Origin of the sequence: Richelia sinica FACHB-800 (assembly GCF_014698825.1) — a bacterium.
In the GTDB taxonomy this organism is placed as follows: domain Bacteria; phylum Cyanobacteriota; class Cyanobacteriia; order Cyanobacteriales; family Nostocaceae; genus FACHB-800.
Genome location: NZ_JACJTT010000062.1, coordinates 1 through 18,151, shown reverse-complemented (window position 1 = coordinate 18,151; position 18,151 = coordinate 1). Strand labels below are relative to the sequence as shown.

Genomic DNA, 18,151 nt, shown 5'->3' with positions numbered 1-18,151 from the left:
CTTTCATTCCTTGTTCTCATGAGAACAAGGAATGAAAGCAAGGACTATATGAACCCTCTCGTGCATAGATGAGTCGCGTCTGTGTTTATCCATTGCTTTACTCTCTTGTATAGGGATGAGTATCTGCTGTTATACCCTGTTGTATATAGATACCGTCCCTCTTGTCTACCTATACCTGCGGTCAATCCCTCTTGTATAGTTATGCGTATCTGCGTTCAACTCCCATTGTGCATAGATGAACCCTTTTGTATGGTGATAGGTATCTGTGGTTAATTCCTCTTGTGCATAGATACCTGTGTCACACCCTCTTGTATAGTCATGCTTAGAGGTCTTGCCTACTCATGACTGCGTTAAGTCGTCTTGTATATAGATGCCTGTGTCCTCACTTTCCCATACCCTCTTGTATAGGCATCCGCTAATTTTTCCCGTGTCAATTTCTCCGGCTGCATTTTTCCCACATGCCACATTTCCAAAAACAGGCGATGGCATTTTCCCATCTTCACCAGTCCCCAATCACCAACCATCTATTACTTTATAACTATCTAGTCATAATCTAAGACTTACTATACTGCGTACCATAGCAGGCTACTACGCGCTATCGCGCGGGTTGCCTAAAACGGTTTCTTCTCAAAATTTAGCAATGTTATTTTTTACACTAATCTTAGCTATCAATTTTACGTCAGCAGTTGATTTTTAGCTTAAAAATGCTCTGCGGACGTAACCTTTTCAAAACCTCTAAAAGCCTTACCACACAAGCTTTTAACCCTGCGTCCGCAGTTACCCTCTCTCTATAGCCTCACCCAACTGCGGACGTAAAACAATGTACGGATAAAATACCCCCCTGGTTTATATTAATCTATTTAATCTTACGGATAGGGTACGCTTGAATTGGTAAAAACAAACCCTGCTCCGGTACTGGGTAGGGTGTGGGGAGGGGAGGAAGGATTGGGAGGAGGGCGATCGCACGACGGCGGGTGTCAGTTCATCGCACGACAGCAGGGCAGGGGTGAAAACTCACCCCACACCCTCTAAGCTTTGCGTAGCTTGGCTATCATCCCCCTCAATGCCTCTGTTTGGCAGTTTCCAAGGAATTGCTCAAAGATTGCTCTAACTTCATCCTTAGACTTTTTAACGATTCGCTGAGGGAGTGGGTAGGAGTTTACAAACTTGCGGTAGTCGTTCCATGACATTTCAGCAGATAGACACTTAATTTCCTCAATTAGTGCGGTTGCGTCTGGTTCGCTGGTTTCTACTGTGGACACAACATCAATTACTTGGCTGTCCTCTGGCTCTACTGGTGTAGAGGGTATTTCATTTTCTGTCTGAGGGTCAACGCTTGCGGTCAACTGTGCAATGGGAGAACTGCCAAATAGAGCGTTTATCGTGGCTTGGTAATTTTCCAGTTCATCGGGGCAAACTTCGCGGATGCTGGCTACTGCTTCCTGTATCATTTGAGCCGCTGATACCATCTGACTTTCAATGCTGCCTAACTGCTGCAAATATGCCTGAATTTCCCGTTGCTTGGCTTGCAATGCTTCAATTTGAGATTGAATTTCAGCGTAAGCATTTTGTTGTGAAGCGATTAAAGATTATAACAACATTGTAGAGATTCCTTTAATGAAGCGAGTTTTTGAAGTGATTATCTGTTGGGCGTTTCGTAGCGTTTACCGCCTCAACTGTTCTCATAATATCCCTTATTATTTGGGTAGTCAAGAGGATTTGTATATAGATAGCTTATACATTAATACTTGGTATTATCAGTACAGATTATCTATTGACAAGCCCAATTGACAATACATATTTCCTTGGTTACTATCTAAATATGAAATTAGTAATCAAGGAATTAATATGAGTAGGGAACTTAAAACCGCAGACGAATTAGAAAACGGTTATGTAGATGAAAGATTAAAATATTTATTACCCGAACTAGAAGCTCTTACACCCTATAAAGTTACGGAGCGCAAAAAGGGTAAGGGCAAGCTGATCGGATGGGAACAGTTGGCAGTAAGAGAAGCCCGCCTTTTAAAAATTAATTACCCAGATGATAAGCCAGAAGATGAAAAAACCTATCCATCAGCCTACAGACAATCGCAAGCTATCAAGAAGGCACTCAGAAGCATTACCAAAGACAAATTACAAGACCCGATGGTCATTAATCAATTCAAGACTATTGTTACTAATTTCAGCAATGCGTTAACCTTCTTATTCTCTGAGTATAAGAATAAGACTAATATTAAATACCGCGAAAATGTGGAAGATAGAAGCCAGGAGGAAAACAGGATACAAATAGACCTGACTAATTCCTTAAAATATGCTTACAACATCCTGACAGAAATTAAACAGGAACATGACAACGGCATTACTCCAGAGAAAAGCAATGTTAATTGGCTTGATGTCTCTTGTGCAATATCGCTGGCAACTGGAAGACGCATGGCAGAAGTTCATTTATCGGCAGAATTTAAAAAAGTTGACGATTATTCTATTATTTTCACTGGACAGTTAAAGGGAAAATCTCGCAGGGTTAAAGTTGCTGATAAGGCAGTCAAATTAATTGATGCAAAATTTACAATCCCTACATTAATTAACTCTGATTTGTTGATATTCGGGCTTGACTGGCTCGATAAGAAGGGTAAGCGGTTTGACTGCAATGAAGACCCCGAACGGGTAAATAGACGTTTCTCAAAAACATTGAATTTACGCTGCAAAGATTTTGATATCTTCCCAGAAGATGAGAGAACCTACCATAAATTTAGAGCAGCTTATTTTACAGCTTGCGTAAAAAATAGAGAAAGCAGTTTGAAACACTTTGACTTTACAAAATACGCAAGCGCAATACTTGGTGATGAGGATGAAAAGACTATTAACTCATACAAACGGTATGAAATTAAACAAGGTACACTGACTAAGATATAAAATAAAATCCCTATACAATACCTCTTGACACCTTATTGCAAGAGGGTTAGTATAGGGATAACGAAATAAATAATCCTGTTTTTCATTATGAGTGACGTTAAGAAGTCTGAAAACATTGCTGCTCAATTAATTTCTCAACTCCAAGGCATTACTGATGAATTGGCGATTAAGAAAATTACCCTCAAGTATTGGCAGCAGATGAAAAAGGCAGTATCAGAGGGTAATTTCGCTAGATGTAGAACTGCTCTCAGAAAGGCTTTACTGTCTGCTTTCCCTGACCAAGATACGGCTACACCGGGATACTATTTCACTAATGAAGGGAAGGGAAAGGTAGAAAGATTTCAACACCTGGCTTTATGGTATGCAACGACTAATGAGAGCAGATGGCAGGTGGTAGGAGACGATGCCAGAAATCAATATTTTGGCAATTTACCTGAGTTACCCCAACCAGAAGTTATAGAAGATAAACCCGCAGTAGAACCATCATCAAATTTAGAATTTAATGATATCCCTGGATTCAAGTTTATACAGGTAATCGGCAAGGTTGACGGACAATTGTACTGGCAGGGTACGCATGAATCAGGTTTGCAAACTCAAAAGCACAAAGAATTAGAACACGCAAAAAAAGCGGCTGTGTCATATCTCAACGGTAAGCTTAAAAACTGGAATACCGCAGTAGAAGTCAAGGAAACTAAGCCAGAAGTTACCGCAACAGTAGAAGCCAAAGCAGAAGTTACTACTCTGGCAGTAGTAGAGGAAGTTAAACCAGAATTAACCCTAGAATCTATGAACATCGAAGCTTTACAACTGGACAGTGAAACACGGCAAATGGTAGAGGGTGCTTTGGCTTATTCTGGTAAGTCGTTGGCTGAATTTATCCAGCAAGCTTGTAAGGTTTACGCCAAAACAATTGTCGGTAAAGTTAGTAATTATGAGTCTGATTTATCAGCAGTTCCTACAACTGAATTACTAAGCAGTACCAAATATAAGACCCACCCTGGCAGGGCTGATGAGTTAGCGAGACGGGCTATTGTGGCACTTGAAAATCACAACAACAACTGCACTGAGAAACACCAAAAATGGATGATTACCCAGACGGCTATACAATCCCTCATCGGCTCAAAACCTGCCACTGTCAAGGCAATTTTAGAGGGGTATAAGACACGGCTTGATGATCACAACAGTAAACACGAACTTTCACCCTATGACAACCGCAAGCCAGGGAAAAGGATTGAAGATGTGATTGATTTAGCTGCTTTGGTTCCTGATGGGATTGACTTATAAACCAGTCAATACAAGCTTTTGAGGGAGTTTTAACGGCTCCCTTTTTTAGTGACAAATTTTTGTTTATCTATATGTATTTAATGGTATAAGTATTATATACATTGTTTGTAAATATACACTGTAAGATATGAATGCACAATTGAGCAAGAAAGAGCGTAAGCGGCTAATATCCAGAATTAGTCAAGCATCAGGTATTGCTCAATACGCGCTTGAAGCCAAGATGACGGATGAACAGATTATTGAGGCTGCCGATAAACTCGATGTGTTTTTATTAATTAAATCTGCCAATAATTTTAATCGTTATTGCCAAGCTGAAAAAACAGCAGAAGCTAACGCTAAATTAAAAGAGTTTCTGAATATTAAAAACTCTGAAATATTCAAAGCAGGACAGTGGTTATTAAACTCATTATCAAAAACAGGACAAGAGAGAAAGGAAAGTTTATTACAAAATGGTTTAGTTCACAAAGAGGACTACAATCAAGATACTAGTGATTTAAAGCAAGTAATTATAGACACAAGAGACAGCAGTAAAAAAGTCACAGAAATCTCAATAGAAAAAGTACGTTTACTTGAAATGAGAATTGATGGGCTTTTAAAAGACAATGCATTCATGAAAAATTATATAAAAAATAATATGGGTGTTCAGGAGTGGAGAAATATTGAAAAAAATTTACAGCAAGAAATAAAAAAGTATGAAATTAATTAATGGCATGAGCTATAGAGAATGGCAGCAACGCAATAAAGAAAAATTTGAAAAATTGACCAAAGATAAAAAAAAGGAAGCTCGTAACCAAGGTTATTATAATGTCGGATGGGATAAAGTATTAAATTCCTGGGAAATAATTCGCTTATTTAATAATATTGTTAGTTTATTTGAACACAAGGTTAATAAAGGGGATATCCTTGGTGCAATTGATCAATCGATAATTGAAGCTAATCAAGCAAAAATATTAGCTCAAGAAACAGTTGAAACTCTGATTGACAATCAAGCACATATAGACAAATTGGTAGATGAAACATTGCGTAAATATCCAACTTTATAATCTATAGCTATGGCTGAAATACCAAAATCAAAACTTAAAACTTTATATGATTCAAGAGAAATATCTGATATTTGGGAATCCAGTAATAATGTTGCTGTAATTAAACATCCTCAATATGGCTTAATTACCCCAAATGCCTATCGTGCTATGAACAAAGACAAGCCATGCCCTTATTGTGGTAAAAAGATGCTTCATGGCAAAAAATTTCACAGTACCCAATCGAAAACTGAAGCCATCAAAAGAGGCTACGAGTATATTGACAATAACGGAAGAAAAATTATTAACAAAGCAGGAAATACTTATTTTCATCCACATTATTTGACTCTAGACCATAAAATAAATAAAGCGCGCTGCCCAGAAAGCATGTTTGATTATGACAACCTAGAAGCTATTTGTTGGAAATGTAACTCTGCTAAAAGTGATGATAATGCTTATGAAATTACACATACCTTTGACCACTTAAATTCCCTTGTAGATGAAGCTTTAAGTCGATATAAACCTCTTTGATATTTACTGTTGTAGTCAAATTCTCGTTTATCTGGGTGGATATTTAGGCTATTAATCTAAACTTGTTTAACACCTCCAGTAGATTGTCAGTGACAACCTAATAACTTGACTAATGCTTTGATATCGAAAACCGACTTTTTCGATATGACTGTATAATTTATTTCCCTTCTACCTTTGGCATTCCGCGCCATACAGCACTTTTTCACTGCCATCTGAGTTAAATTTAATACACCATCCGTCTTTCTGTCTCCACCAAGTATAGACAGCAGTTCCTACCATCACCACCAAAATACCCACACATATTAGTAATAAAACCTTATGCCATCTGACTTGTACCATCTATTGTTATAACCCCTACACGGTAAAGCTCTTGGTACAATTTGAGCATTTATAACGCTGCCTATTTCCTACTTTGCCATTCTTCTTAACATCCAAACTGCCACAGTGTGAACACGCAACGGCTTGACCTTCTCTCAATGCTTTAGACTGCCAAGGATTAGTTACAAGCCAAGATTGATGATTATCCAAACTGCCTTCTAGTGCTGGTGGTATTTCTATAAAGTCATATTTCATACCATCTATAAGCAGTGCAAAGCGGTATTGATTTTTAATAGCAATATCCTGGTTAACTTGATTAAAAAACTCACTCACCTTTGCATAGATACTAGGGATTTTACTTTTCATATCGCTTGACCATCCCAAATTATCAGCGTGTTTTATCGCTGTACCGATGGCATCACCAATGAACATTAATGAACAATTATTCATTTCATCCCAAGTCCATCCATTTTTACCCACCTCTGAACTTTGACCAATCAATATCAGTTTCATTTTCCGGTGTCTAATCTCTGTCCAGATTTGCGCTATCCCCTGCTTTTGTTTCTTGTCAAAGGTTTTATCGCATTCGTCAAAAATACCCATAACTGGGATATTGTCATTAATAGAAATACCCTCTTTACGCTTGTTAAATTCACTAATAAACAGTTCTAAAACCTTGCTGGCTTCTGTGGGAGACTTGGCGATTTTGGGACACTGCCAATAATCCTCAAAGCTTCCATGTTGAGGGTCACTTAGCCAAAGTTCCCATCCTTCCCAATGGTTTATATAGTGGTTTAGTAAATTTTTAACCGCAATGCCTTTACCGCCTCCGGTACGTGTCATTACTCTCAAGGTTGGTTTTGACTGGTGATATCTGGACACAATTTCACCAAACTTTGATGATGGCTCAATGAGCCGTCTAACGTCTTCAATGGTTAACTGTTTTTTCTCCTGTTTCTTTAATTCGATTTCCAGAGAAACATAATTACTTCTCTCTGATTGTGTAAACTTGGGAGAAGATAAACTTCCAGACAGTTCCTTTATTTTGTCTGGGTTGTTTCCATCGTTAAGAGTTGCAGTGTCTATAAAACGGCTGTTTCTGGACAGATGAAACAGTAGTTTATAACCTGTTTCTGTGCTACTAAAATCAATTGCATCAAGGGTAATCCCTAGCTTTGAGGAATAGTAATTGATAATAGAATTACCTACCCTTGCAGCTTCTGATGTACCTACAAACTGTAAAGGCTTGCTCAATTCATGTAATTTACCATTGAGTGAGATTATCTCGTTTTGCAACTGTGCTAATTCTTGGGACTGGTTTAAACCGTCGTTTACTACTTCCGAGAAATCATTTTTATAGGCAGATATTACCCCATCAGCTACTTGGCTAAATTCTTCCTGAATCGCTTTTAAATTCTTAGTGTAATAGTCTTTGATTGCTGCTATCTTTTCGTTGTATTCATCCAACGAGATAACATTACTTAACTGTTTTTGAAGTTTCTCTACTGCCAATTTATAGAGCCGTGCTTTTAATCCAATCCCTTTGGTAAGTATCTGGTGTTGTACTGCGATACACGCGCTAATTAATTCCTCATTGGTTAACTGGGAGTTATCAGAGATTACACCAATCTGAGCGTTAATACTAACAACGTCTTGGTTAAATTCTTGCACTAATGAATTAACATCAATCCCAAATTTTTTAATTAAATAAGGTAACAGGTTGTTTACTTGACTTTGAACATCCTTTAAACTGTCTCTCAAGGTTTCAACGGCTGCATTAAAGTTAACATCCTGGACATCATTTAACTGTTGCTTGGTGCTTTTCAATTCTGCGGTTAATCTGCCTAAGTCATGGGATAAATTAACCATTGATTCAGCATAATTATCTCTATCTCTTGTTGCCTCTGCTAGTTCCTGGTGTTTGTCTTGTAGTAGCTTAGAAAAATGATTAGTCTCGCTTTTTAATGATTCAATCTCACCCAAAAACTTTTTACACTTCCTATTACTCACCTTCTGGCTTGCTTGAATAGCCAGAGATGAACTAGCCAAGCTACCTAAACCAGCACTAATCAGGAATTGGGAGAATTGATTATATGGGGTGAATAGTGCAACGAAACCAGTGAAACTTACACCCAAGCTACCAACTACAAAACTATTCCTTAGTATTTGAAAGTTCATTTTATCTATCCAATTAATATAAAAGGGTGAAGTTATCACCCTGTTTAAATACTTTTAATCAATACTTTCTGATTCGCTCTCAATTGCTCCTATCTTGGCATCAAGTTGGAATTTAGCCAGTTCTACTTGTGCAATCCTGGACTCAATTAATGATAGTTTGGCTTTCCAGTAAGCTTGTCTTAGTGGTGTTTCTGATTTTAATCCTTGTAGCTCAATGTTTTGGTGGGTGAGTTTTTCTTGTGTCTGGTAAAGCTTAGATTGTGCAATTTGGAGGTTAACACCTGCTTTTTGAAAGTCCACTATCTTAGCTTGGGTGTTTATGCCGTCTGTTTGATAAACAATGTTAGCTTGGTTCATCTTTTCACTGAGAGAACCAGTTTTATAAACATCAGTATTTAGTTGGAGATTTGCACCAATTAACCGCAGTGTTTCCCTTTTTTCACTAATACTCTGAATCGCTTTATCAGCATCTACTTTGGTAACTCTGGGTAAGTTGGAGGAATCAGAAAATAAATCTTTGGCTAGATAATCATCTGGGTTAAAAACTAACGTTTGATGATTATTTTCAGTTGGACTATGTGGGTTATTCTTAGTCTGTTCTGAAGACACCCCAACAGAATTTCTCAGTTTATCTTGTGTTGTTTGTAGCTTGGTTTTGGGCATAGAATTGAGGAGTAAATGAGACACGTCTTATTGTGGGGATATCTGGCAGATATCCCTTTTATTCTCTGGAGAAATGAATCAAGATTAATTTGCTGTATCTAACTATCTCTTGGCTTCTATTGCTGCCATTTCTTCAGAGTATTGAATATTAACAATTGCTTCCCATACTTCTGATAATGCCTGAATCGCATCACCCAAAGTTAAATCATTGGTGGTGTCAAAGTATTGTGACTGTTGTAATTTTTGGTATTGTTCCGAGGCTAAAACCATCTTGAGTGTTTCTTCTGTGCCTCTAAGAATGGTTTTGATTTGCTCAGTGCTGAGGTTAGCCATAAGGTAAAATCCTGGTGTAAATAATCTTAATGCTGCCTTGCTTCTCTAGTAAGGCAGTTTCATTAGTGGGTGTTGCAGTAGTCGCCACAGAGTAGGGTGTTAATAGCGATTGCTAAGAAGTTGTTTACACGGTCAAATATCAAAATCATCTGTATCATCCTCAAGTGGGGTAAACAGTTGCGCTAGACCTTCTAGGGTGGCGTTGAGCGCGTCAAAAATGAACAATGGGTTAATTCTCAACTTAGGCTTAGTTGCTTTCCCAGTTCGTCACACAGACCCTTGATTTCTTCTGATAGCGCGGTTGGTAACTCTGGTAAGTCTGGACTAGCAACTGCACTACCAAAACCACGTAAAGCATCAAATACTTGGTGTCTGGTATCTATCCGGCTTTCTTGTAGTTGCTTTACTAGTTGGGCATCACGGGCCTGTTTATTTTGGGTAATTTGTTGGTTTCTGAATTGAAGGATTAGATCCGCCAACTGAACATCTTCTTTAACTGTGGCTATCAGTTCATCTAGCGCGGCTGGAAGATTTGGCCCGTTGGCAGATTGCTGAGGTTGGGAAGTTGGGACAGATGGTGTAGATGCCACTATGTCAGAATTTTGGGGCTTTTGAGGCTGTTCTGTGGCTGTTCCTTGTGCTGGCTGTAACTCTTGCTGGCTAAGGTTTTCAGGATTTTGTGAGGTTTGGGGTAGTGCTTTAGATGTGGCTTGCAGTGTAGCTATCACCATATCTTTTTGGGCTTCTGCGATCGCTTTCACCGTGTCAAAGTCATCGGGTCTAATTTCCATCAAAGCCAGTCTAAAGGCTTGTTCTGTAACGCTTTCAGCTTTGCAGATATCAGTAATTGGTATCAGTCCTGTTGTTGCTGATGTGGTTTTTCTGCGTCGTGTGGTTGCTGGCATGGGTTTTAAGCTCCAATTTTTGGTGTTACTTGATTTTGGGCTTTCTGGAATTGGTATCTAGAGAAATCTTGAGGATTTTTGAGTATGTAATGTTTCACTCGTTCACTACGGCGTAATTGCGCCATTAACCGTCCTATTCTGCCTATAATCCAGCATTGATAAGGACTAAGGGGGCTTTCTCGGTCGTAGCTGCCATCATGGGTCTTGGGGTATGCGTCCCGAAAACTGGGCAGTCTCCAAAATGCGATGTTTTCCCAGATAACGAGAGTTGAACGTGCTACCCCTAGCAGTTGGGCTAGATGGGTTTTAGTGCAAGGAAAATCTAAAAAAATATCAAAATCTGTGGAATGCTTGCAGCGTCTTGGTTTCATCTTTCATACAGAAATAAATTTGAATGGGTGTAATATCACGCTTAATCGGTATATGGTCAGATAGGAATCAGTAGGGGTATCAGTATCTGTGTAGCCTTAAAATGCTGTGTATATTGCTGGGTAAGGCTTTTGGCTTGTCGTTGGTTACTTATCGGTGGCTGAATATTGGCTGATTAAGTGCTTATGATGTTATAGTAATTTTGTCACGCCAAAATGTCAACACGATAAACGGTGAACACGATAAATAGAGTAAAATTCTCTATATATTTATCGGTGTTATTGATATGGATAAAAGGCGTGACCCCAATTACAAACAAATTAGCGGACATATCCCCCTAGAGCTATACAAACAATTCAAAACCGTTTGCTTTAGCAGAGATATTAAGCAAAGTGAAGCTATAGAAATTGCTGTAAGTAATTGGGTAAATGGGGACTGTGAATCCCAAAACCAGAAAGCCAGTTAGAGCGATCGCTAACCACAAAAGCAAAAAAGAGGCATCATGACCAATTCACAACCAGAGATAACCGCAAGGCTGGATGATATTGACCAACGTTTAGACCAACTAGGGGATGAAATTGATTTAGTCCGCACCATTCAAGAGGGTGTAAGACGTGAAACCCGTTCTAACAGTCAGGCCCTCGCCAGATTAGAGAGGACAGTTACCAACTTGGCTGATATTGCCCGGTTACACCAGCAAGCCCTGAGACAGTCTGAGATACAATTTCAGGAGTTTCAAAGAAATAACCAAGAGTTTCAGCGGACAACTAACGCTGCACTAGAACGAATTGATAGGGTTTTAGATTACCTAATCAGGCAATCAGGACAAAGTGAAAGTTAGACCAACCAACAATTATCTTTGATTGAATAAAGTCTATGGTATGTATAGATATTTGTCTATAACAAGAAGCGCAACAATAAACCATAGAGTTTTGTCTATGGTTAGGATAAGTTTTTACATGGGGATATCCCAGGCTGTAAATTTTATACAGTCTTCAAAAAACCATGTTATTAATAGATTATTGGCTTTTTTGATTACTAGAATATTAGCTAAAAAAAAGCTAATGCCCGCAGCCTCTTTTTTACAGTATCTTTCGTTGTTGAGGAAAGATTACCGGACTAGGTTTATCAGACCTGAGTCAGAAGTCAACAAACACTAGACTTCAATTCAAAAGTTATAAAATCTTTCCACAATCATATCACGCTGTTCTAACTTGTGTCAGGTTGTTCTAAGTTTTTTCAGGTAAAAAACTTGAAACAGTAAATAGATACTTAAAAAAAATAGGAAGTGCGGGCTGTTCAAAGATTAAGAGGAGGACAGCCCTTCATGTCTACAACTATATCACTAGATAGTAATATTTTCAAGAGGGTTTTTCCCAAATACCCAGAGTCTAGAGCGTGTAACAGTTGCAAGGTAGTTAACCCAGGTTGGTACTTGGAGGAACGGCAAAATAAAACCCCACACGCCGCTAACCTTAAATGTTGCCAATGTGGCGCTGTTAACGGGTACGCTTCACAGCCAAAGTGGGAAGCAGTTAAATTATATGTGAACAGAAAAGGGGAGGCTGCGTAGTCATGAGGCGACTAACCATATCCTCCCGATCTAATCCTTGCCCCATCTGTGGGGATGATTCTGGCAAGTGCCGGACTTTAGAAAACGAAAATATCCTTTGCATGATTGAGCGACAGCCCAAAGGAACTAATATCAACGGCTATATCGCTGGGATTGAGAAAGAAGAATGGCAATTCTTTAATCTGGTAGACGCTGACAAAGAAGCTATCAGGGAAAAATGGGAGCAGGTCAAGAGAGAGAGAGAAGCCAAAAAGCAAGCCGCTATGGCTGGTGAATTATCTCTCTCTGAGAGACATCACTATAATTTGCAGCTAATATCAGAACTCTCTCTATCTGATGAACATAGACAACTGCTGAGAGATAGAGGCTTGAATGATTCTCAGATAGACGCGCTAGGCTATCGTTCTATAAATGTTTATCAAAAACTAAATAAACATTACCCTGACAACTTCCCTGGTTACAATCCGGTAGCAAGAAATTTAACTAACGCTATTGCGGGCATATTATGCCCTATTTGGACATTAAACCAGATATCAGGTTTTGAGATTAGAAAAGATGTTGCTGATGTCAATGGTGGCAGATATAGGGCTTTATCAAGCTCAAAATATACTAGCTATCATCTTTATGGCGAGATTCCCATAGCAATATTGATAGGCAAAAATGAAGCCAAAAAGCCTGGTTATGTATCTGAAGGCAAAGGACTAAAACCAGTAGTAGCTGCTATTAAGCATAATATTCCTGTGATTGGGAATGGACGCTATATGCAATCATCCCCAAATCATGCTGCTAAATATTTACCAGTTCTCAGAGAAAAAACAAATAATCAGATTGTGCTTTGTCCAGATGCAGGAGACATCATTAATGATAGAGTCTGGCAAAAATGGTTATCTGAGTATGAATTTTATGTTAATAATGGTTTTGAGGTTTCCTTTGCTTGGTGGGGGCAAGATTCTAAGGAACATAATGATATTGATGAAATAGAGAATCTTAATAATGTTAGTTATTTAACATTAGAACAAATCAAATTAGTAGCATTAAACTACGAAAAAACTAAACAGGAACAGATTAACGATATTAACTTTAAAAACTGGTTGAAATCCAGATATTTTAAAGCTATTCGTAAAGTCCATCAAGAGCAATTCCAATTCCCAGAAGATACCCCTAAGCATAACGCTATCATTGCGGTTAAGAGTGGACTGGGTACTGGCAAAACAGCAGCAATGCTAGGAGAAATACAAAAAATACTTGCTCTAAAAGGTTTGGGATCAGATGTTATTGGCTATCGTAATAATTTACTTTTCCAAACTGGTAAGAGAGGTACTAAGAAATTTATTAAAATCTCTCATATCAATGAAGATGGGGTAGTTACTGATAGCCAAGAAATTAGCTTAATGTGTTGCATTAATTCAGCGCATAAACTATCTGGGATGTTTAAGGGTAGAGACATTTACTTTGATGAGATAGAATCAGTAATTAAACATTTGATAGATGGTGGCACTTTCTCAAATAGTGAACAAAAAAGAGCTATGAATATCTTTGAGGAGGCAGTAAGAGAAGCTAACAGAGTATTTTTACTAGATGGAAACTTAACCACTGCTACGGTTAATTTTATTCATTCATTTGCACCAGATAAAGAGCTTTTTACAATTGAAAATACCAAGAAGATAGCACCCCATAACATCTTCTTTGTTGATGGGGGTGAGGTTGATGAAAATGGCGAGTTTAAGCTAAAGCCACGCTCAAAATCACATTTAATAACACATTTATCTAGTAGTGATACAATCCCATTTATCGCTACTGATAGTAAAAAATTTGCTCACGAATTGCAAGAGTATTTAATTCGTGCCGGGAAAGTAGGTATTGTAATTAGTGCTGATACTGTGCATGAAAAATATGCTAAGGAATTTTTAGAAGACCCCAATCTTTATATCAGAAATATTAAGCCACAATTCGTAATTATTACCCCATCTTGTGAGTCAGGAGTGAGCATTACAGAAAAATATTTTACGGCTAAATATACATTTTTCTGTGGTGTACTGGGTACAAGTTCACAACATCAAATGATGTTTAGATTGAGAGACAATACCATTAATCACTATGTGTATTGTCCTGAAAGTTCCCTAATTAGGGATAATTCCATACCAATGGGTTACACACAAAAAGCCATACAAAATGCACTCTTAGACCGCATTACATTGTCTAGCTTAATGTGTATCGAAAATGCTTCATTTACTGAAGCCAAGGACATTATTATCAATGCTTTGGAGCAAATGAAGAATGATAAATGGTTTGATTATTCTTGTAAACTATGGGGACTTGCTAATTTTGAAAGGCAGAATTTAAGACGTTGTTTAGCTGACTCTTTAATAAAAGCAGGACATAATGTAGCTTTTGATAAATGGGGCATTAATAGTGGTATTGATTCTTTAATGGGAGAAATTAAAGAGGAATTGTTAGATAAAGAAGCTGAACTACAATATCTAGCTGTTCCTTATGAAAGCATGGAAGAATGTAAAGAATATGAAAATAAAGAAAAGAAAGAAGGCATCTCACCTGAGACTAGGAGACGGATTTTAAAAACTAAATTGTTGTTGGAAACATTACCAGGAATAGATAAAGAAGAATGTTATGGTTTAGAACTGTTCCAACGTAAACTTAAAATCCGTGGCTATATTGGCAATAATCAAAATTTTGCTAGGTTAGTTAATTTTGAGGTTAACCAGAAAAAATTTGAAGAGGACTGGTACTTTAAAACCACATCTGAAAAAAGTTTTATAGGTGAACTCATACACACCTACAAATACACCAAAATAGCAGCATTACACGAATTAAAAATTTTGGAATTGATACAAGAGGATAAGGAATTTACCAAAGACTCACCAGAGTTATTACAACTTTTTGATAAAGTTAACAACTCTAAAGACCTACTAACCAAGCTAAACATCAATAAGCGCAAGGTTACTGAGTCTCGTAAAGAGGTTATGGAGTTGTTCAAGCAATTACTGGGGATGATTGGACTTGAGTTAGGCAAGGCTGTTAAGAAACTTGATGTTAACAACAAACGAACCAACCACTATAAGATTGATTGGGATAAGTTTAACGACCCGATACGTCAAGCAATCGTTAACATTACCACTATCAAAGATAACGAATGGTTAGAGACTCACCAAATTATCCCTTGGGTGAATGAAAACAGCACTGATATAGAAATAGTCCGATTAAAGGAACAGTTCAGAAGTGCGATCGCTTCTCAGGATTATTCAATTTATAGTCATGCTGTTAATGAGTTGAATAGTGCTAAATATCCAGATAGTCCCAACGGTAGAACCATTGAACAGGTAGAGAAGAATACAAGAATTGACCACATTATTAATACAGCTTGGCAACAATTACAACCCAGTGAGCAGCAAGCTATCAGAGATTTGAAGCCAGCTTACAGCAACTTCATGGATGAGATTGACAACCAAGTAGTGATGAGTAATCCTAGCTTCTCAAGTTTGTACAACTACCACAAAGAGCAAAATACATTGAAGCTATGGGAGCTAAGACTAAAAGCAGCATTAGAGATTGGTAAGAATTTCTTTATCGCTCTAAATATTAAATTCTTTAGTGATTATCCTTTAAAAGATTGTGAGGAGGATGTAAGGGTATTTGAGGCTTATGAAAAAGCAGAATTTCAATATTTAGCAGCATAAGCAATAATTCTGCCAATATGGGGGAAACTATGGAGGAATTAGCCATGAGAGATTATGTTCATCAAATAAGGGCAGAACTCAAAGAAACTTGGCAAGAATTAATACCTTTCTAGGAAAATTTAGCAGCTTTTACAGCAAGCTAAAGCTTCCAGATAAAGCAAATAGAGCAATGGTTAAGGCTAATTTTGCAAGGGATAAATTAAATAAGCTAGAAAGCAAGAATGCAAAAGTTTAGGCATTAATTTTTTAATGTCATAAAATAGGCATAAGCGAGAAATATTCTAATTTTTATGACATTTTATGCCACGAACCAAAACCACTGAAAAATTACAGACTTTTGAGCTATTCCGTAAAGGTATAAAAATAAAAGATATTGAAAATACGTCTTCTGTGTCAAGAAAGACTCTTTATAGGTGGTGGGATGAGTTCAATAGCAACAATGAACCAACTACCCAAGAGACTAAAGAAGACGTTATAGAAGCCCAAATAGAGGCAGTTAAAGAAGCCTCTAGTCAAGCAGTAGAAGGTAAAGATATTAGTCCTGTTGACTGGGTTAATTTTGCCAGTGAGCAATCATTAGAAGGATGTATCTGTAATGGTCTGATCAGAAAAAAATTATCACAACTGATGTTAAACGAACTTGAGAAAGAGCCGGATATTAATTTTCGCGCTATTTCTGCTTTGAGCAGTTCAATCAATATTCATAGTCGGCTTGAAAGAGAGTATGGAATGTTTGACCTTGTATTAAATCCTCAAAAAGCTATAGCAACAGTCGAGAAAAATGGCTACGTCATAAATAACCCAACCAAAACGGAAACCAGAGAAGACTTCGATTTTAGAAATATGACTCCAGAAGAATTAGCAAGAGAATACAAGCAGATACTAGAGGCTATTTAAAATAGAGATTACACGTCTGCCTTTTGTAAAGTTTTGATGTAGCAAGTTAGAGTCAGTTTATTTTTGGGATTTCTAAATATAGGAACTTTCAAAAGAGATTTTTACAGTGTTGAAAAAATTAAGCGTGTCTATAGCCATTGTTTTAAGCTTGTCTACCACAGTCTTAGCTCAATCTGAACGGTATGTACAGGTTGGTACTGACAGCGATGGCGATGCGTATCTGTTAGACACCAAAAACATGGGGAAAGCCGACCCTCCTTTTGGACAGGTAATTAAACTGTATCAAACCAAAAATGATTTAATGCTTGAGCATTTACTTAATGCTGGATGTGGAGATGAAAGGCTTTGGATCGCTGGTATGAGAGTTTACGGACGCAATGGTGTTAAGTTGAGTGAGAAGAAAAGCGGACAGGAAATTCCTGCTCGCGGTGATAGCCCTGGTGCTACAGCCATGAAATATTATTGCCACAGTATCGGCGCTCGCGGTTGGTAACGCCGTTAACACGGATACTTTTAAGCGATCGCCCTCTTCCCTCTCCATCCCCTATTCCAACCCATTACAGGAGTAGGGTTTATTTTTACCAATTTAAGCGTACCCTATCCGTAAGCTTAAATAGATTAATATAAACCAGGGGGGTATTTTATCCGTACATTGTTTTACGTCCGCAGTTGGGTGAGGCTATAGAGAGAGGGTAACTGCGGACGCAGGGTTAAAAGCTTGTGTGGTAAGGCTTTTAGAGGTTTTGAAAAGGTTACGTCCGCAGAGCATTTTTAAGCTAAAAATCAACTGCTGACGTAAAATTGATAGCTAAGATTAGTGTAAAAAATAACATTGCTAAATTTTGAGAAGAAACCGTTTTAGGCAACCCGCGCGATAGCGCGTAGTAGCCTGCTATGGTACGCAGTATAGTAAGTCTTAGATTATGACTAGATAGTTATAAAGTAATAGATGGTTGGTGATTGGGGACTGGTGAAGATGGGAAAATGCCATCGCCTGTTTTTGGAAATGTGGCATGTGGGAAAAATGCAGCCGGAGAAATTGACACGGGAAAAATTAGCGGATGCCTATACAAGAGGGTATGGGAAAGTGAGGACACAGGCATCTATATACAAGACGACTTAACGCAGTCATGAGTAGGCAAGACCTCTAAGCATGACTATACAAGAGGGTGTGACACAGGTATCTATGCACAAGAGGAATTAACCACAGATACCTATCACCATACAAAAGGGTTCATCTATGCACAATGGGAGTTGAACGCAGATACGCATAACTATACAAGAGGGATTGACCGCAGGTATAGGTAGACAAGAGGGACGGTATCTATATACAACAGGGTATAACAGCAGATACTCATCCCTATACAAGAGAGTAAAGCAATGGATAAACACAGACGCGACTCATCTATGCACGAGAGGGTTCATATAGTCCTTGCTTTCATTCCTTGTTCTCATGAGAACAAGGAATGAAAG

Annotated in this window: 16 protein-coding genes and 1 pseudogene; 10 read left to right on the top strand and 7 right to left on the bottom strand. The window is 38.0% G+C overall.

The genetic code is table 11. From position 1 onward, the window contains the following. Window positions 1–1,028: 1,028 nt before the first annotated feature. Window positions 1,029–1,532, bottom strand: coding sequence for a hypothetical protein (locus H6G73_RS23440; protein WP_190608845.1), 504 nt, complete (start codon window positions 1,530–1,532; stop codon window positions 1,029–1,031). Window positions 1,533–1,848: 316 nt separating this feature from the next. Here H6G73_RS23440 and H6G73_RS23435 point away from each other — a divergent pair, with 316 nt between their 5' ends. The 5 genes from H6G73_RS23435 (at window position 1,849) to H6G73_RS23415 (ending at window position 5,747) form a co-directional block, all read left to right on the top strand. Beyond that, window positions 1,849–2,913 (top strand): protelomerase family protein, encoded by a 1,065-nt coding sequence (locus tag H6G73_RS23435; RefSeq protein WP_190608844.1) that lies wholly within the window; start codon window positions 1,849–1,851, stop codon window positions 2,911–2,913. Window positions 2,914–3,000: 87 nt separating this feature from the next. Further along, the gene (locus H6G73_RS23430; protein ID WP_190608842.1) at window positions 3,001–4,197 is read left to right on the top strand and encodes a hypothetical protein; all 1,197 of its coding nucleotides are present in this window, start codon (window positions 3,001–3,003) and stop codon (window positions 4,195–4,197) included. A 127-nt stretch (window positions 4,198–4,324) separates the two neighbouring features. Then, window positions 4,325–4,903, top strand: coding sequence for a hypothetical protein (locus H6G73_RS23425; RefSeq protein ID WP_199317839.1), 579 nt, complete (start codon window positions 4,325–4,327; stop codon window positions 4,901–4,903). Beyond that, entirely contained in the window at window positions 4,890–5,240 is a 351-nt protein-coding gene (locus H6G73_RS23420; protein WP_190608840.1) for a hypothetical protein, read from the top strand. Before H6G73_RS23425 ends, H6G73_RS23420 begins: the two co-directional genes overlap by 14 nt. Before the next feature lie 9 nt (window positions 5,241–5,249). Beyond that, window positions 5,250–5,747 carry an HNH endonuclease gene (locus H6G73_RS23415; RefSeq protein WP_190608838.1) on the top strand — a complete coding sequence of 166 codons (498 nt, stop codon included), beginning with the start codon at window positions 5,250–5,252 and terminating at the stop codon, window positions 5,745–5,747. Window positions 5,748–5,915: 168 nt separating this feature from the next. Here H6G73_RS23415 and H6G73_RS23410 read toward each other — a convergent pair whose 3' ends face one another. The 6 genes and pseudogenes from H6G73_RS23410 to H6G73_RS23385 all read right to left on the bottom strand — a co-directional run bounded on the left by H6G73_RS23410 (window position 5,916) and on the right by H6G73_RS23385 (window position 10,515). Beyond that, window positions 5,916–6,086 carry a hypothetical protein gene (locus tag H6G73_RS23410; RefSeq protein WP_190608836.1) on the bottom strand — a complete coding sequence of 57 codons (171 nt, stop codon included), beginning with the start codon at window positions 6,084–6,086 and terminating at the stop codon, window positions 5,916–5,918. Between the two features lie 24 nt (window positions 6,087–6,110). Further along, window positions 6,111–6,203 (bottom strand): annotated as a pseudogene (locus H6G73_RS24640) (transposase-like zinc-binding domain-containing protein); the annotation flags it as partial. 2,094 nt (window positions 6,204–8,297) lie between these two features. Continuing rightward, window positions 8,298–8,906 carry a hypothetical protein gene (locus H6G73_RS23400; RefSeq protein WP_190608833.1) on the bottom strand — a complete coding sequence of 203 codons (609 nt, stop codon included), beginning with the start codon at window positions 8,904–8,906 and terminating at the stop codon, window positions 8,298–8,300. Between the two features lie 102 nt (window positions 8,907–9,008). Further along, on the bottom strand, window positions 9,009–9,239 hold the full coding sequence (locus H6G73_RS23395) for a hypothetical protein (protein WP_190608831.1): 231 nt from the start codon (window positions 9,237–9,239) through the stop codon (window positions 9,009–9,011). Between the two features lie 236 nt (window positions 9,240–9,475). Next, window positions 9,476–10,144 carry a hypothetical protein gene (locus H6G73_RS23390; RefSeq protein WP_190608830.1) on the bottom strand — a complete coding sequence of 223 codons (669 nt, stop codon included), beginning with the start codon at window positions 10,142–10,144 and terminating at the stop codon, window positions 9,476–9,478. Between the two features lie 5 nt (window positions 10,145–10,149). Next, entirely contained in the window at window positions 10,150–10,515 is a 366-nt protein-coding gene (locus H6G73_RS23385; protein WP_190608828.1) for a hypothetical protein, read from the bottom strand. A gap of 284 nt (window positions 10,516–10,799) precedes the next feature. Here H6G73_RS23385 and H6G73_RS23380 point away from each other — a divergent pair, with 284 nt between their 5' ends. The 5 genes from H6G73_RS23380 to H6G73_RS23360 all read left to right on the top strand — a co-directional run bounded on the left by H6G73_RS23380 (window position 10,800) and on the right by H6G73_RS23360 (window position 17,171). Then, window positions 10,800–10,979 carry a hypothetical protein gene (locus H6G73_RS23380; RefSeq protein ID WP_190608826.1) on the top strand — a complete coding sequence of 60 codons (180 nt, stop codon included), beginning with the start codon at window positions 10,800–10,802 and terminating at the stop codon, window positions 10,977–10,979. A 36-nt stretch (window positions 10,980–11,015) separates the two neighbouring features. After that, window positions 11,016–11,354, top strand: a complete 339-nt coding sequence (locus H6G73_RS23375; RefSeq protein ID WP_190608824.1) for a hypothetical protein — start codon at window positions 11,016–11,018, stop codon at window positions 11,352–11,354. An 833-nt stretch (window positions 11,355–12,187) separates the two neighbouring features. After that, window positions 12,188–15,781: a plasmid replication protein, CyRepA1 family gene (locus H6G73_RS23370; RefSeq protein WP_190608823.1), complete on the top strand. Its 3,594-nt coding sequence runs from the start codon at window positions 12,188–12,190 to the stop codon at window positions 15,779–15,781. A 300-nt stretch (window positions 15,782–16,081) separates the two neighbouring features. Then, entirely contained in the window at window positions 16,082–16,678 is a 597-nt protein-coding gene (locus tag H6G73_RS23365) for a helix-turn-helix domain-containing protein (protein ID WP_190608821.1), read from the top strand. A 124-nt stretch (window positions 16,679–16,802) separates the two neighbouring features. After that, the gene (locus H6G73_RS23360; protein WP_190608819.1) at window positions 16,803–17,171 is read left to right on the top strand and encodes a hypothetical protein; all 369 of its coding nucleotides are present in this window, start codon (window positions 16,803–16,805) and stop codon (window positions 17,169–17,171) included. The last annotated feature ends 980 nt before the right edge of the window (window positions 17,172–18,151 follow it).